9 protein-coding genes are annotated in these 17,892 nt (G+C 44.2%); 7 read left to right on the top strand and 2 right to left on the bottom strand.

The window, feature by feature from the left end:
* Positions 1-2: 2 nt before the first annotated feature.
* Together ABDD95_RS00795 and ABDD95_RS00800 are read right to left on the bottom strand one after the other, a co-directional pair.
* On the bottom strand, positions 3-296 hold the full coding sequence (locus tag ABDD95_RS00795) for a hypothetical protein (protein WP_345949997.1): 294 nt from the start codon (positions 294-296) through the stop codon (positions 3-5).
* A 298-nt stretch (positions 297-594) separates the two neighbouring features.
* The gene (locus ABDD95_RS00800) at positions 595-4,707 is read right to left on the bottom strand and encodes a two-component regulator propeller domain-containing protein (protein WP_345949998.1); all 4,113 of its coding nucleotides are present in this window, start codon (positions 4,705-4,707) and stop codon (positions 595-597) included.
* Positions 4,708-5,275: 568 nt separating this feature from the next.
* Between ABDD95_RS00800 and ABDD95_RS00805 the strand changes: the two genes are divergently transcribed.
* The 7 genes from ABDD95_RS00805 (at position 5,276) to ABDD95_RS00835 (ending at position 17,880) form a co-directional block, all read left to right on the top strand.
* The gene (locus tag ABDD95_RS00805; protein ID WP_345949999.1) at positions 5,276-8,467 is read left to right on the top strand and encodes a TonB-dependent receptor; all 3,192 of its coding nucleotides are present in this window, start codon (positions 5,276-5,278) and stop codon (positions 8,465-8,467) included.
* A gap of 10 nt (positions 8,468-8,477) precedes the next feature.
* A complete protein-coding gene (locus ABDD95_RS00810; RefSeq protein ID WP_345950000.1) occupies positions 8,478-10,109 on the top strand; it encodes a RagB/SusD family nutrient uptake outer membrane protein in 1,632 nt (543 codons plus the stop codon).
* Positions 10,110-10,127: 18 nt separating this feature from the next.
* Positions 10,128-11,087 (top strand): DUF5017 domain-containing protein, encoded by a 960-nt coding sequence (locus tag ABDD95_RS00815; protein ID WP_345950001.1) that lies wholly within the window; start codon positions 10,128-10,130, stop codon positions 11,085-11,087.
* 39 nt (positions 11,088-11,126) lie between these two features.
* On the top strand, positions 11,127-12,362 hold the full coding sequence (locus ABDD95_RS00820) for a glycoside hydrolase family 88 protein (RefSeq protein WP_345950002.1): 1,236 nt from the start codon (positions 11,127-11,129) through the stop codon (positions 12,360-12,362).
* 12 nt (positions 12,363-12,374) lie between these two features.
* Positions 12,375-14,288, top strand: a complete 1,914-nt coding sequence (locus ABDD95_RS00825) for a heparinase II/III family protein (protein ID WP_345950003.1) — start codon at positions 12,375-12,377, stop codon at positions 14,286-14,288.
* A gap of 21 nt (positions 14,289-14,309) precedes the next feature.
* Positions 14,310-16,244, top strand: a complete 1,935-nt coding sequence (locus ABDD95_RS00830; RefSeq protein WP_345950004.1) for a sialate O-acetylesterase — start codon at positions 14,310-14,312, stop codon at positions 16,242-16,244.
* 106 nt (positions 16,245-16,350) lie between these two features.
* On the top strand, positions 16,351-17,880 hold the full coding sequence (locus ABDD95_RS00835; RefSeq protein ID WP_345950005.1) for a glycosyl hydrolase 53 family protein: 1,530 nt from the start codon (positions 16,351-16,353) through the stop codon (positions 17,878-17,880).
* Positions 17,881-17,892: the final 12 nt, after the last annotated feature.

A 17,892-nucleotide genomic window follows, 5' to 3' on the forward strand; every position in this document is an offset into this window, starting at 1 on the left:
TGTTAAGCAACTTCCTTCACCTGAATCTGTAAATACTCTAAAGCCCTTGCAGAATTTGAGTCGTTAAATCCACTTACTGTTATAATGCCATTTTTAACACCGCCACTTACCGAGTAACTATTTTTATTAGATGTCCAATTCTCGCCGTTGATCTTGCAGGCAAACAACAGGGAGCCTACCCGGGTGGCTTTGGGAAGCCCGTTTGGGTCCATTTCATTTTCCTTTTTGCAACGCATATTAAGGAAAAGCAAGGCGCACAGCATAGAGATGATAGTGATGTATAAAAATTTGGTCATACCTAGTTTTAAAAGACTTAAAATATCGCTTTGATTTTAAGTGATCATTGACTTAGGGTTATTATTAATATTCAGACACGTCTGATGCTGAATAAGCACCAAAGTGTTAGAGGAAAGCTACACGGGGGGAGTGCCCAAGCTGGCCGCAGCGGTGCTATTGGTTGAATCATGTGTGCTTAATGATACCGGGAGCTATGAATAGCGCAATAAAATACTTTTAACATTGATTTTTAAAGCGTTTTTGGCTTTATATGGTTCAGCATACGGGCGTAGGCCAAATCGGTGGGGTGTGTGCCATCTATTGATGATTGTTCACTTCTTCATTGTTTCTCGCCGAGTCTTTAGTATAGGCAGATGGATTTACCCCATAAGATTTTTTAAACTCGCGGCTAAAATATTTACTGCTTTCATACCCAACTATGTTGCTGATTTCAGAAACGTTATAATGGCCGTCTAAGAGTAATTCGGCTGCTTTTTTTAGACGTAAAGATTTTACAAAGTCATTAGCCGACAAACCAGTAATCCCTTTAATTTTTCGAAAAAGGACCGGCTGGCTCATACCAGCCATCTGAGAGAGCTGTTGAACGCCAAAGTTACGGTTCATCAAGTTTTCATTAACCATGTTGGTTATACGATCAAGAAAAGCCTCATCAAGCGGGTGTAAATGTACCGTTTGTTTATCAACAGCTTTATCCTCATCAGTTAAGCTTAACTTCTTAATATGTAACTTAAATTCACGGTTCAATTTATGCCAAATTAACTCGCGGGCGCTAATAAGGTTATTTACCTGCAGCATCAGTACATCGCTGCTAAAAGGCTTGGTTAAATAAATATCGGCGCCGGTTTGCAGGCCGTTTACATGATGTTGTACACTGCTTTGAGCCGTTAGTAAAATAACAGGTATATGGCTGGTGCGTTCGTCTGATTTTATTTTGGCACAAAACGTTAGTCCGTCCATTTCTGGCATCATCACATCGCTAATTACAAGGTCGGGTATTTCAAGCGTGGCTACATCAAATCCTTCCAAACCGTTGCAAGCTTCAATGATAGTATAGCGGGGCTGTAAAATTGATTTAATAAAACCTCTCATGTCCGGATTGTCTTCAACAAGCAGTATAGTTAGTTTTTCTTCGTCTGGCACTAAATCTTTGTGATTGTAAAGCGGCGAAAGAGAATAATTGGCTTGCTCATGCTCATTGCGGGTGGCAGGTATATTTACCGCGTTAGCGTAAGATAACTGTCCTTGTTTTATTTGCCGTGCTGAAAAATGGCCGGCTCCGTTTTTTAATTTTATAGTAAATTTAGTGAGGCTTTGCCCGTTTTCATGTGCCGAACTTTCTACCTTTATACTACCCCCATGTAAATCAACAATGCTTTTAGATAAAGCTAAACCTATACCATAACCGGTGTTTTGCTTCCCATAATCAATTTCCTGGAAATAATTTTCAAAAAGCTTGTCAATGTTTTCTTTAGCTATGCCCGGGCCGGAGTTTACAAAGTCTATAACAACATCATCCTTCTCATTTTTTATGATAACACTCACAAAGCCGCCGCCTGGTGTAAACTTAAATGCGTTATAAAGCAGGTTGTAAAAAACCTTCTCCATTTGCTCGCGGTCAAAGTACATATCAATACGGCTGGCGCTTGCCTGTAGTTCAAAAACTATGTTTTTTTCCGCAGCTATTTCATTGAAATTTGTTTTCACGTTACCAATAAAATCAACAATGTCAACCAGGGTAATCCGCAGGCTCAAATGGCCGGTTTCGGCTTTTCTGAAATCCAGTAATTCGTTAACCAACTGCAATAAGCTTTCTGAGTTGTTTTTTATAGTAACCAGTTGTTGCTTCCCTTTTAAAAGTGGCTCATTATCGGCAATCAGTTTATTGGCCGGGCCGGTAATCAGTGCCAGGTGCGTCCTTATTTCGTGCGATATGTTGGTGAAAAAGTTAAGCTTGAGGCGGGTAAGCTCTTGTTCTTTTTTATAAAGTGCTCTTATAAACAGGTAACGCACTACCAGCGTAACAAGGCCGGTTAACAATATAAAGTAGAGCATATACGCCCACCATGCTCTCCAAACCGGCGGGCGTATATTTATCTGCAGGCTTAACCTATTGCTCCACACATTGTCATTGTTACAACCAATAACATAAAAGCGATAATGGCCCGGCGGCACGTTGGTATAAGTAGCAACCGGTGAATTAACACTTTGCCAGTCTTTATCATATCCTTCCAGGTAATACCGGTATTTGTTTTTTTCGGGTTTGATAAAATTTAGCACCGCAAACTGAACCGTAAATACATTTTGATCGTGGTTTAAGGTAATTTGTTTAGTGAGGTTTATATTTTGCTTCAAAATATTGTTCCTGTCTCCGGGAACTACTTTTTTGTTATGTACGCTAAGTGAGGTTAGCCGTACAACGGGAGCCTGCTTATTGATCCTGATACTGTTAGGGTTGAAGATGGTAAGCCCGTTGTATCCGCCAAAATACATCAGGCCGTTAGTGGCCCTATAGTAAGAATTGTTGTTGAAGATGTTACCCGCAAGCCCGTCGGTCTCAAAATAGTGATTGATGGTGTTGCTATTCAAATTCAGTCTGTTCAGGCCGTTTCCAGTACTTATCCACAGGTCGTTACCGTTCTGTAATATGCCAAGCACTTTATTGTCCGAAAGCTCATTATCTACAGTATAGTTTCGAATAAAGTGGCCGTTTTTAGAAAACTTAACCAAACCCAAGGCATTGGTACCAACCCATACATTTTTCAGTGAGTCCTGGAAAATACAATTTACAGCTAAAGGTCTGTCACGGGGTATTTTTTTTATATAAACAACACCTTTGGCATTGGTTATATACAAGCCATCTGGTCCGCCAGCCCATATTTTTCCATCGTCATCTTTTATAACAGAGAGTATAGAACGGTTTTTAGTAAGCCGTGTAATTTTGGCATCATTAACCTTTATTAGATTTCCGTTGTTGTTTTCAAACACATTGAGGCCGGCAGTTTCGGTGCCAATCCACAAGCGTTTTGCATTGTCTTCTGCCAAACAGGTAATTTCAGACCCTAATGTTGCCTGATTGTGGTTTAGGTATTGTTTAAAGCCGTTAATACCGGCGTCAAATAAATTAAGTCCACCGCCATGTGTACCTACCCAAATCTGATTGAAAGAGTCTTTGAAGATAACTTTTACCAAATTAGAGCCCAAGGTGTGAGGCGCGCCGGTAACATGCTGGTACACTTTGGTATGCAGGCCATTGGGTGCAACAACGTTGATGCCGCCCCCCTCGGTGCCAATCCATAAATAACCTTGCGCATCTTTTAATATGGAGCTGATAACGTTATTGTTTAAAGCCGCCGTGAATGACCGGTTGCTGATAACAGAAAACGGTGCCGGATAAGGGTAAATCCGGTTAACGCCGCCAAAAAAGGTTCCGACCCAGATGATGCCGGCATGGTCTTTATACAAGCTATGAACTGAATTTTGGCTCAAACTGGTATTGTCCCAAGGGTCGTTACGGTAATTAGAAAACTTTTTGGTAAAGGCGTTATATAACGATAAGCCAGTTTGCGTACCTATCCATAAATTACCTTTGCCGTCTGGCAAAAGGCGCCTTACATTATCGTCGCTCAAACTATCAGGCTTGCCCGATGCAGTATAATGTTTTATGGCCCGTAGGGCTGGTTCATATTTATACAAGCCTTTGCCCGATGTGGCTATCCATAAGTTATGAGCGGTATCTTCGGTTATACTCATAATTGGAGCATCGGCTAAACCGGCCGTTGCCAATGGCAAGCATTTTTCAATGCTGAATTTTTTTTGCTTTTCGGCGACGGTGTAAATGCCGTGGGTGGTACCAAGCCATATAGTTCCGGTATGATCCTGGCATAAAGAGCGAAGTACCATTCTGTTTGTGTTAGGATTTACCGGCACAATATGTTTTAACCGACCGTTTGCCTGAATTAAGTTGAGGTCGTATTCCGAGGCAACCCATAAGCGCCCTGTACGGTCTTCTAAAATGCTGTTGATACGGCTTAGGTTTATATCTTCCCCATTCTTAAATAAAAGTGGCACCCTTTTATAAGCATCCAGGGTTCGGTCATAAATGTTTAATCCTTTGCTGGTGCCTACCCATAGCCTGTTTTTACTATCACAGTATAAGTTAGTTATGTAGCTGGATTGTAAGCTGCTTTTATTTGCCGGGTGGCTTTTATAAATTTTAAAATCATATGAGTTGTACTTGTTCAACCCATCGCGGGTTCCAAGCCAAATAAAGCCATCTTTATCTTCGCATACGGCAAGTACAGAGTTTTGTGATAAGCCGTCTTCAATACTCAGCCTGTCAAACTTTACGCTTTGGGCGTAACTTGCCTGTATACAGCACACTAAAAAGTAAATAATGCATTTTAATCGCATTGTGCTAAAAATATAATGATGTCTTTTTAGGTTTAACTTACCGGCAGAAGCTGACTGCTAATTAAATGATTTTTTACGTACCGTGACTACCTTTCGGAATCAAATTTCCGTCTTTTTTTCCATTGGTAATATCCCATATCCCTGTTGTTTAGCAACAATAAGGATGTAGAGGAATTACGGTAGTACATAAAGCCTGGTTTTCTGATAGCCGGGCATTTACCTCACCCCCTTATTCCTTTATGTATATTTAAGGTTGTAAGGTCAGTGCTGTTTGTTGATCAATTTATTTAAAAAATCAAGCTGATTACGTTACCAGCCTGGGCAATGTATACTTTAACAAAAGCTGTTGTTTAAAAATGCCAAACCACAAACAGCAATACTCATTAAACCAGTCTAACCCTGTATTCCGACATATTTTCGGCATTTCTTTTAAAAATTCATCCTAAATTATCGATTTTTTGACCGTTCATTTCAATTCATAATACTCAAATTCGCTTTACCCGTTTGCCCCCACAGAGCGGCCTTGCGGGTTGCCAGTAACCAATTATAACCATTTAAACCCCCTATCATGACCATGCAGTTTTACTGTGGTAAAATGAATGGCAAGTTCAAACCGTATTTGCGGCGTCGAACATTGTTATTGATTATTATTTTATTAAGTACACTTCCGGTATTTGCGCAACAACAAATAACCGGAGAAGTAAAAGATGAGACCGGAACCGCTATACCTGCAATAACAATTCGGATTAAAGGCAAAAGTGGCGGTACGCAAACCGCCCTGAACGGGCAGTTTAGCATAAAAGCTTCGCCAAAAGATACCTTATTGTTTTCAGGTATTGGTTATGCTAATAACCAAGTGGCTGTAGATGCCCGCACGCGGTACACCATTGTGATGAGGACCCAGGTTAACAGCCTTACCGAGACTGTGGTTATTGGTTATGCGCAGGTGAAACGCGCCGATGTGACCGGCTCGGTTGTGAAGGCTCCAATTGAGGATATGCAAAAAGCGCCTGTAAGGTCAATTGATGAAGCACTGGGCGGCCGGGTAGCCGGCGTGGTGGTATCTTCTGTTGATGGGCAACCCGGATCGGCCAATAATATCGTTATACGCGGTGCAAACTCTGTTACGCAAGATAACTCACCGCTGTATGTTATTGATGGCTTCCCGATTGAAAACCCTGATAATAATTTCATTCAGCCGCAGGACGTAGAATCGATTGACGTGCTAAAAGACGCGTCGGCAACGGCAATATACGGCTCAAGAGGCGCTAACGGTGTGATCATGATTACGACCAAAAGAGGTAAGTCGGGAGCTCCGGCTATCACGTTGAGCGCTTATTACGGCCTTCAGAAAGACCGTAACCGCATGAAGCTGATGAACCCCTATGAGTTTGTACAATACCAGGTTGAAAAAAGCCCGGCTGATGCTGCAAACATTTACCTGCGCGAAGGCCGCACGCTCGATTTTTACCGCAACATTCCCGAAATTGACTGGCAAGATCAGTTTTTACATGTGGCGCCTATGTTCAATACTTCGCTTTCGGTTAGGGGCGGTAATGATAAGACGAAATACTACGTGTCGGGTAACGTGTTTGGACAAAACGGTGTAATTATCAATTCTGACTACCGCCGCTACCAGGGCTCGGTATCACTCGACCAAACTTTTAATAACAAAGTTAAAGCGGGTATATACCTCAACATAGCACACAACAAGCGTTCGGGCATATCGCCGTCAAACCCATCAAGCACCAGCTCAACGGCAGCTTCGTTGTATAGTGTGTATGGTTACCGTAATTTTTCATTAAGCGGCACCAATGATGTATCAGATGATCTTTTCGACCCCTTCATTGATCCCTCACTAGATTTGCGAATAAATCCGATTCTTAACCAGCGGCATTTGGTGAGAGATGTAATTGGCCGTAACACCATACTTAATGGTTATGTAGATTACGCTGTTACATCCAAGCTTAAACTGAGAATAACCGGTGGTCTTAACGAAACGTTTACACAGAACAACACTTTTAACGACACGCTTACCGTATATGGTAACCGCCGTACCCTAATAGGCTCAACCAATGGCGTAAATGGCAGCGTTATATTTAATAAAAACACAACCTGGATCAATGAAAATACGCTAACCTATAACGAAACCTTTAACCAATCACATAACCTTACCTTATTAGCTGGTATAACCGAATCGGGCAACCGTACATCGGGCTATGGCAGTTCGGCTACTAATTTGCCCAGGGCACAGTTGGTTATCAGTGGTTTAAATGAAGGTACGCCGCAAACCGTAACGGCAGTATCATCCTTATGGGGCTTGATGTCGTACTTAGGGAGGGTTGATTATAAGTATAAATCCAGATACTTGTTAACCGCTTCGTACCGTGCTGATGGTTCTTCGAAGTTTGCACCGGGCAACAAATGGGGATATTTCCCCTCGGGAGCATTAGCCTGGCGTTTTTCGCAAGAAAACTTCTTGGAAAACAACAGGGTTATATCAGATGGTAAACTCCGGGTAAGCTACGGGTTAACAGGTAATAACCGTGTTACCGATTTTCCTTACCAAACACAAATGATTATCTCGTACAATCCGTATGCGTACACATTTGGCAATGGTATTATTTCCGGCGCGGTACCCGGTTCGCCAAGCAACGAAGATCTGAAGTGGGAAACCACCGAACAAACTGATTTAGGCCTGGACTTGTCTTTTTTTAAAAACCGCATTAACATCACTGCTGATATTTATCGCAAAGTTACCCGCGATTTACTGCTTAACGCCAACATCCCATTATCATTGGGATATAACCAGGCACTCCGTAACATTGGCCGTGTACGCAACCAGGGTTTGGAGTTTACCATTAGCACCGATAACATTAACAAACGCGATTTTGGATGGAAATCGAGCTTTAATATATCATTTAATCAAAGCAAAATACTCCAGCTGTCTGAAAAACAGGAAGCTATACTGGCTTATGCACCTTTTGATGCCACCTTTCGCACCATACCATCATTTATTACTAAAGTTGGCAACCAGCTGGGCATGATGTACGGTTATGTTTGGGATGGCGTTTACCAGTACTCGGATTTTAATGTTACCACAACCGGCAACTATATTTTAAAGGACAACATACCTACAAACGGCAATACGCGCAGTGCTATACAGCCTGGTGATATAAAGTTTAAAGACCTAAACGGCGATTTGGCCATCAACGCCAGTGATTACGCCATCATTGGCCGTGGTTTGCCCATTCATACCGGTGGCTTCAATAACGATTTCCGTTACCGCAATTTCGACCTGAACTTATTCTTTCAATGGTCATACGGCAATGATATCATAAACGCCAACCGGTACATTTTTGAGGGTAACATTCTTAACCGGGCCAACCTTAACCAGTTTGCCAGCTACTTAGACCGGTGGTCGCCTACTAATCAAAGTTCCACCCTGTTTAGGGCCGGCTTTGGTGGTGCGGGGCCGTCAACGCCAACAGGCGCCAACTCAAGGGTAATTGAAGACGGCTCTTACCTACGCTTAAAAACAATGCAGTTGGGTTACAACCTGCCTGCAAAATCGGCAAAGCGCATTGGGCTTAAATCTTTAAGAATGTATTGCGCTGCCCAAAACCTCATTACGTGGACTAAATACAGCGGCGTTGACCCCGAAGTGAGCATATATAACTCGGTATTAACGCCCGGCGTTGACTACTCGGCGTATCCACGGCCATTTACTATAACCCTGGGAGCAAACGCAAGCTTTTAAAATAACCATTATGAATCAATTATATACAAAAAGAATTTTCCTTTTGCTTTTAGTGTTAGCCATAATGGCGTTAAGCTCGTGCAAAAAGCTGCTAGAAAAAGAACCTTCTGATTTTGTGCAGCCACAAAATTATTTTAATAGCGAAGCCGACCTGAATTTAGCCCTTGCCGGCGTATACGACCCCTTGGGTAGCGAGTACCTTTACGCCAGCGGCTTGTGGTTTCAGTTTGGCAACTGCACCGACGAATCCTTTTACCCTAACAGCGCAAATGCATTTGCTGCGCCTATGTTTTACCAGTACGATTATACCAACAGCTATGTAAGCGGTTTGTGGGAGCAATGCTATATAGGCATTGAGCGGGCTAACCTGCTTATTGAAAATGTAAGTAAACCGGTAATGGATGAAAAACGACGCCAGGCAATTTTAGGTGAAGCCTTATTTTTAAGAGGGTTTTACCACTTTATGCTCGTGAGCAATTATGGCGATATTCCACTTAAGCTGGCATCAACTAAAAGCGTAAACGTTGTTGAAATACCGCGCACGCCTTCAGCGCAGGTTTACGCGCAGGTATTAAAAGATATGCAGGATGCCGAGCTTAAAGTGAATAAGGCAAGCACAATAGGCAATTCCAGCCGCATATCGCAAACTACGGTTGAGGGTATGCTGGCCCGTGTTTGCCTGTACATGGCGGGTAACCCCCTTAACGATAAAGCTAAGTATGCAGATGCGCTTTCATGGGCACAGAAAGTAGTAATCAGTGGCGAAAATGCATTGCTGACCACACCTAATTTAACCTACACCAACTCGCCTTACAGCCAGATATTTATTAACGAGGCGCAGGATGTATATGATGTAAAGGAATGTATGTGGGAAGCCGATTTTAATATGTTTGGTAACAACACTGCATTTTCGGAAGGTGGCCGCCTGGGTACTTACGGCATTGCTTGTAATAATTTGGATACGGGGTACGCTTCGAGCAACGTGCGCACCACTATAAAGCTTTACAACCTTTATCAAACTGCCGACCGCCGCAGGGATTGGGCAATAGCGCCGTTCACTTATACCAGTACAACCACTTCAGCCACCCGTGTGCCTTATGCGGCAACGGCCGTCATCAACAGGGCATGCGGTAAGTGGCGCCGTTCGTTTGAGCCGCTTTCGTCGCCTAAGCAGCAATTTAAGTCAGGCCAAAACTTTCCGATACTGCGATATGCTGATGTGCTGCTGATGCTGGCTGAGGCCGAAAATGAAGTAAACGGCCCTACAGCAACAGCTTACAATGCTATTAATTCGGTACGCCGCAGGGGATATGCCTTGCCGGTTAACGTAGCCAGTGCCGTAGCCGACCTTGCGCCTGGACTGAGCAAGAACAGTTTCAGGCAGGCCATCATGGATGAGCGCGCCCGCGAACTGTGCTTTGAGGCGCTCCGCAAGCCCGATTTGATACGCTGGGGCGTTTTTACGCAGGTTATGTCGGCTACCGCTGCCGAAATAAATGGCTCAAATGCTACGGCTACTAATAAAGCGCTGTGGAGCTTAGGTTATAACACAGCAGCGTCGTCATCCAGATACTTGCTGCTGCCTATTCCAGCCCTTGAGATAAACGTAAACAGGGCAATGACTCAAAACCCCGGATGGTAAACCTTTTAATTTAAAACAATGTCGAGAACGTTATATATTACCCTGTTTATGCTGGCAACGGTTTTTGCCAGCTGTCAAAAGGACTTAAGCACCGGCGATACCGATTTTACAGTAAGTATTGACAAATCAACGCTCGCCCTTGGTGATACGGCCAGATTCAGGTTCAATGGCAATCCGGATATAGTTACCTTTTACTCAGGCGAAGCCGGCAAAAGATTTGAATACAGCGGCCGGGCAACTGCCGACGGCACGCCTGTACTCACCTTTAACTCAGTTAGGGCAAACGGCACACAGCCCAATTCTTTACAGTTAATGGTATCAACTGATTTTAAGGGAGTGGCTAAAGGCGATACTGTAACAACCAAAGCCAACATAGCAGCCGCCACCTGGACAGATATTACCTCGCGTGCCACCTTATCAAGCGGCAGTACCTCCGCAACGCCTTCAGGCGCCATCAATCTGTCAGACTTTGCTTCGGCAGGCAAACCCGTATTTTTTGCCTTTAAATACAATGCTGCTGCGGGCACTATTCAAAACCGTTGGACCATCACCAGCTTTAGTATTAAAAACGAACTGGCCGACGGCACCACTTACGAGATAGCTAACCTAAACAGTTCTACCACTCCCTATCAAGTTTACGGGGTTGATACGTTTAGCCCAGGTTGGGCTGGTTACACCTTACAAAATACCTATTTGTGGAACATCACATCAACCCAGCTGATGATAACAGGAGCTACAACAACAGCCACCGCGAAAGAAACGGCCGAAGCCTGGGCAATCATTGGCAGTATAAACCTGCGCAAGGTGGTGCCCGATGTAGGTGTGCTGATTAAAAATCCTACCCAAAGTTTAAGTGCCAGTGCCTTTACTTACAAGTATGCTGCAAAGGGCTCTTTCAACGCCGTTTTTGTTGGCGGCAGCATTGACATCAACCGCGAAAAATTTGTTCAAAAATCTGTAAAAGTCAATGTTAACTAGTACTAAACGCATACACAAACATAAACAGCTATTAATTATATGAAGAAATACAGCTTTGTTACGGTGATTTTATCCTTGGTTTTTTTAGCATTTACTTACTGGACTGAAAAAGATGTTTTTGTAAATGAGAACTATGTTTTTGCCCAAAAGCAGCTTAAGCATTTGCTGGATACTGCCAACAAAGTGGATACGTTGTTTCCGCGTACAACGGGTAAGGGCGGGCAAGTGTTGCTTACCAACAAATATGAATGGACATCAGGTTTTTTTGCCGGCTCGCTGTGGTATGCTTACGAGCTGGGCAAAGATGAGGATATGCGTAAGCAGGCTATCAAGTGGACCGAAAAACTTGAACCACTGAAAAATTTTACAGAACACCATGATTTAGGGTTTATGATGTATTGCAGCTATGGCAATGCATACCGTCTTACCAAAAACATAAAGTACAAAGAGGTGCTTATACAGGCTGCAAAATCGCTTAGCACAAGGTATAGTCCTAAAACGGGAAGCATACGGTCATGGAACCGGTTTGGCTCATGGGATGGGCAGCACAAATATGATTTTCCGGTGATTATAGATAATATGATGAACCTCGAACTGCTGTTTTTTGCCTCAAAAGTAACCGGCGATCCAACCTACAAAAATATAGCGATTACACATGCCAACAATGTAATAAAGAATCAGATACGACCCGATTACAGTTGCTACCATGTAGTTTGTTACGATCCGCAAACAGGCAAAGTGCTGGCTAAAGAAACGGCCCAGGGATATGCTAATAATTCAACATGGGCCCGTGGCCAGTCATGGGGTATTTATGGTTTTACTATGGCCTATCGCGAAACGGGGGATAAAAGATATCTTGAAACCGCACAAAAAATGGCGCAATTTTATATTAACCATGCAAACCTGCCGGCTGACGGCGTGAGTTATTGGGATTTTAACGCTAACCAAAATGGCTATTTACCTTCTGTAAATTCTCATGCGCCCGAAACCCCAACCAACTATCGTGATGTATCTGCTGCGACCGTAACCGCTTCGGCTCTGTTAGAACTGAGTACCTTCAAAGTGCCTGATGCGGCAAATTATCGCAATGCAGGCATCAAAATCCTGCATTCGTTAAGCAGCCCCGTTTACAGGGCACAGCCAGGGAAAAACGGCGGATTTTTATTGAAACACAGCGTTGGCAGCATTGCACACGGCGTTGAAATCGATGTGCCGCTTGTATACGCTGATTACTATTTTCTGGAAGCGCTTAACAGGTATAAATTACTTAATTAACGGCAAGAAACAATGTTTATAGAAGTATCACCGGCTGCTCAGGCCGCCAAAAAAACAAAGTATTGTTCTTTTATTGCTTTAAAAGCATGTGCACTTGTTTTGTTTTTGAGCGTTAGCGCGCTGGCACAGCCTGTTATTGACACCACCAAGTTTGGGCAACACCCCCGTTTGTTACTGTCTAAAAATGACGAGGAGCGAATTAAAACGCTCATAAAGCAAGACACGCTTTGGCGCAACGTGCATCAAAGCATTATAACTGAATGTGACGCCATGCTGATGGCCTATCCGCAGGAGCGTACCTTGATTGGACGGCGGCTGTTACAGGTTTCAAGGGAAGCTTTGCGGCGAGTGTTTTTCCTGTCGTATGCCTGGCGGATAACTGGTCAAAAAAAATACCTGAAACGTGGCGAGGAGGAACTGCTGGCTGTAAGTAGTTTCCCTGACTGGAACCCCGATCACTTTTTAGACGTTGCCGAAATGACCATGGCCACTGCCATCGGTTACGACTGGCTATACAGTGGCCTGTCGCCCAAATCAAGAGCCACTATCAGCAAAGCTATCATAGAAAAGGGCCTGCAAACCTCTATGGATAGTAAATACAATGGCTGGCTGCGCGCGTCTAATAACTGGAACCAGGTATGCAACGGCGGCCTTACTTTTGGCGCTATTGCGGTATATGAAAACCAGCCGCAACTCTCGGTTAACATTATAAGCCGTGCAATAACCTCGGTGCAAACGCCCATGAAAGAGTATGCACCTGATGGCAATTATAAAGAAGGTTATAGCTACTGGGGGTACGGTACCTCTTACAATGTATTTCTCATCAGCGCAATCGAAAAAGTTTTTGGTACCGATTTTAATTTAAGCGGGCAGCCTGGGTTTATGAAAACGGCGGCTTTTTACCAGCAGCTAATTGGTGTTTCGGGTATACCTTTTAACTACTCTGACGCCGGGGGTGTTGAAGGCTTGCAGCCGGCCATGTTTTGGTTTGCCAATAAATTAAATGACCCCTCATTGCTGTTTGTGGAAAAAGGTTATCTGCAAACATCAAAATTTAATGCCAAAACAAACCGGCTGCTACCTGCGGCCATGATTTGGGCAGGTAACACAAACGCCGATGCTATTAAAGCGCCAGCAGACCTAATGTGGCAGGCAAAAGGCGAAAACCAGGTAGCCATCATGCGTACCGACTGGCGCAGATACAATGGTATTTACGTTGGCTTTAAAGGCGGAAGCCCCTCGGTTAGCCACGGACACATGGATGTTGGTTCGTTTGTGGCCGATTTTGGCGGCACCCGGTGGTCGGCAGATTTGGGGATGCAGCAATACAATTCTTTGGAATCAGCAGGATTGAGCATATGGGAGATGGGTCAAAATTCGCAGCGCTGGGATGTTTTTAGGTATTCTAATTTATCGCACAGCACACTTACGGTGAACGGGCATAAGCAAGCCGTTCAGGGCGATGCGCATCTGAAAAAAGCATCAGATAATCCTTTGAACATGTATGCTGTAATGGACCTTACCTCGGCATACCATGAAGACTTAAACAAAGCCGAGCGTGGCATTGCAATAATAGACAAGCAATACGTCGTAGTACGAGACGAAATTGAAACCGGCGACAAGGAATGCTCCATTAGGTGGGCTATGCTTACCCCGGCTAAGGTGGCTTCTGTTGAGGGTAATAGCCTTTGGCTTGCCAGTAACGGCAAAAAGCTTAAACTACAGGTAGATGGTGTAGAAGGAGTCACGTTGCAAACCTGGGGAACTGATCCGCCGCACAACTACGATGCCCTGAACCCCGGTACTATCCTGGTTGGATTTGAAATTAAGGTACCGGCACATACCCGTAAAACCTTTAATGTATACCTGCTCCCTGCAAGTAAAGGTACGCCTCCGAAACCCACCACCGAGTTAAAAAACTGGTAACTGCTTATGCCAATATTTGTGATGACGAAAAAGCTAAAGGTGTTTTTTGTGCTGGTTGTTTTGCCACTATTGTGCCTGGCCAATGTGCGCTTGCCCAGCCTGGTAAGCGATGGCATGGTTATAGAGCGCAACCAAAAGGTACACTTATGGGGATGGGCAACACCGGGCGAAACTGTTACGGTGTGGTTTAACAGGCAAGTTGTAAAACAAAATACGGCTGCCAATGGCCGCTGGGACATTTACTTACAGCCCATGCAGGCAGGAGGCCCCCACACATTAACCGTGAAAGGCCAAAACACCATTACTATAAACGACGTACTGATTGGCGATGTATGGCTGTGTTCAGGACAGTCTAACATGGAATACCAGCTATATAAATCTGCTACCTATTTTCCGGATAATATTGCCCGCGCCGGAACCTATAAAATACGCGAGTTTGACGTAAAAAATCCTTATACAATGCAGCCGCAGCTCAATGCAGTTGGCAGCTGGAAACAGGCCAGCCCTGCAACTGTGCTTAATTTTAGTGCGGTAGCCTACTTTTTTGCGCAAAGCTTGTACGAGGTTTACAAAGTACCTATCGGCATTATTCACTCCAGCTATCCGGGCAGCCCGGCCGAGGCCTGGGTAAGTGAGGAAGGCTTAGCTGCATTTCCTCATTATCTGCAAAAAGCGCAGCCTTATCACGATTCGGTTTACACACAATCAGTACTTGCTCAAAACAGGACAACTACAGCCCGATGGATGGCCGAGGTAAATAATAAAGACGCTGGCCTTCAAAACGGCCGCGCCGTTTGGAGCAGTAAGCCCGACACCACAGGCTGGAAAACAATGCGGGTGCCTGGTTACATAGAAGACTATGGCTCTGCTGACCAGGACGGGGTTTTTTGGCTAAAGAAAACAGTTTCGCTACCAGCAGCCATGCTGAATAAGCCTGTTTTTCTGGAAATGGGCTTGATTGCAGATATAGATTCAACTTATATTAACGGCACTTGCATAGGCTCTAAAGACAACAGATACCTGGTGCGCCGGTACCTGGTACCCCAAGGTATCTTAAAGGCAGGCAAAAACACCATTGTTATTCGTGTTATTAATAAAGAAGGTTCGGGCGGAGTGGTGCCCGGCAAGCAATACCGGCTTGGAAACGAAAAAGGTTATGTTGATTTAACTGGCGAATGGGTTTACAAAATGGGTTACGCTACCACGGGTTTTCCGTCAAAAACGCTTACCCGTTTAGAGTTTACTCCGGCCATTCAGTTTAATAGCCGCATAAGGCCCTTGGCGGGTTACACCATTAAGGGAGCCACCTGGTACCAGGGCGAAAGCAATACCAGTAAGGCCTCCGAATACAATGAACTGCTACCTGCATTAATAAAAGACTGGCGCAATAAATGGCAGCAGGGTAATTTTCCTTTTCTTATTGTTCAGTTGGCCAATCACATGGTTCCGCCAGTAGTGCCAAAAGCGAGCGACTGGGCTATGTTACGCGAGGCACAGTTTAAAACTGCGCAATCAGTTCCGGGTTGTGGCATGTCGGTTAGTATAGATGCCGGCGAGACTTATGATGTACACCCATACAACAAAAAAGTAGTTGGCCATCGTTTGGCACTGGTGGCACGCCGGGTAGCTTATGGAGAAAATATTACCGTGTCGGGCCCTGTTTACCAATCCATGCAAAACCAGGGTAACAAAATTATACTCCGTTTTAATAATTCCGCTATGGGTTTGGTGGCTCAAAATGGCCCATTAAAACAATTTGCCATTGCCGGTGCCGATCACATTTTTCACTGGGCCAATGCGCAGATACAAAATAATAAAATTTCGGTTTGGAGTGCTGATGTAGCTAAACCGGTTGCCGTACGTTACGCCTGGGCCGATAATCCCGAGGGCTGTAACCTATATAACAAAGCCCATCTCCCTGCAGTGCCGTTCAGGACAGATAACTGGAGTAATTAAGGGGCCTGGCCCAGTAAATAACAGGTAGCTTTCGGTTGGGTCAATCTGTAAAAAAGGCTTTTTCTGATGATTTTGTAATAGTAACCAATTAACAAAAACCACAAATATGAAAAGTTTATTAAAGGCAAAATCGGCGGGTAAGTTCAGGTACACCATCTCCGCACTACTATTATCAGCAACGCTGTTGCTGATAAATGGCTGCAAAAAAAATGAAACCATAAATACTACATCGCCGGACAGTGACACAAGAGGTATCCGTACACCGCTTACCATTAACAACAACAGCTCGTTTTTGCGCGGCGCTGATGTTGGTTTTATTACCGAGCAGGAAGCCAAGGGTCGGGTTTTTTTTAACACAACCGACCAGCAAGATATTTTTACCATTCTTAAAGAACGTGGTATCAACCTCATCAGGCTCAGGGTGTGGGTAAACCCCACCAGTGCCAACCAGTACAATAGTATTGCCGATGTGGTTGCAAAAGCAGTACGGGCCAAAAATGCGGGCATGAAACTGCTTATTGATTTTCATTACAGCGATACCTGGGCCGACCCTACCAAGCAAAATATCCCGGCCGCCTGGAGCGGCTACAGCCTTGGAGCTATGGAAACCGCCGTTAGCAACCATACTACATCCTGTTTAAATACACTTATAGCTAATGGTATTACCCCCGAGTATGTACAGGTTGGCAACGAAACCGACTATGGTATGCTTTGGCCTATGGGGCAATTGCCCGGCAATATGGCCGGTTATGCCACGCTTTATAAAGCAGGTTATGCAGCGGTTAAAGCCGTAAACAGTTCCATTAAAGTTATCGTGCATTTTTCAAGAGGGTATGATAACAGCAACTGTAAAAGTGTATTAAACGGTCTTATTGCAAACGGTGCCAGTTTTGATGTGGTAGGCGTGTCTGTTTATCCAACCTCAACCTATGCCACCACCATGAACAATACCAAACTTAACCTTCAGGATTTGGTAACAACTTACAATAAAGAAGTTTTGGTAGCTGAATGTGGTTATTTTCAAAACAACCCTAAAACAGCCCGCCTAATGGTAAGTACGCTGCTTGATGACCTAAGCAGCCTGCCTAATAACAAAGGCTTAGGCGTTTGCTACTGGGAACCCCAGGCTTATGACCATGCTGCACCCAACCGCAGTATTTTTGATGCCACCAGCAAGCGCCCAACTTTAGGCATGGATGGTTTTTCGCTGGTTAAAAATCCGGGTTTTGAGGTTGATACAGTAGCCGCGACCTCACCATCGGGCTGGGTAACTACGGGCAGTAACCCCGATGCTAACTATACGGAGACCAATCCGCATACTGGCCTTTTTACGCTTACCCACTGGAAAAGCAGTGCTTACAACGTGGCAACCAGCCAAACCATTACAGGTTTATCCAACGGCTTATACACTTGTCAGGCCTGGGTTAAAAGTCCGCAGACTATGGTTAGCAACTATTTGTTCGCAAAGGATTTCGGCGGAACACAGATTAACCAAAATATATTGATTAATGCTAATTGGGTAAAAGTAACCATTACCAATATAAACGTAACCAATGGGCAATGTACCATAGGTTTGAACACCGCAGGCAATAATGCCTATTGCAGTATGGACGATATTGAGTTTTATAAGCAATAGAGAATTGAGGAT

It is taken from the genome of Mucilaginibacter sp. PAMB04274, from assembly GCF_039634385.2.
Lineage (GTDB): Bacteria > Bacteroidota > Bacteroidia > Sphingobacteriales > Sphingobacteriaceae > Mucilaginibacter.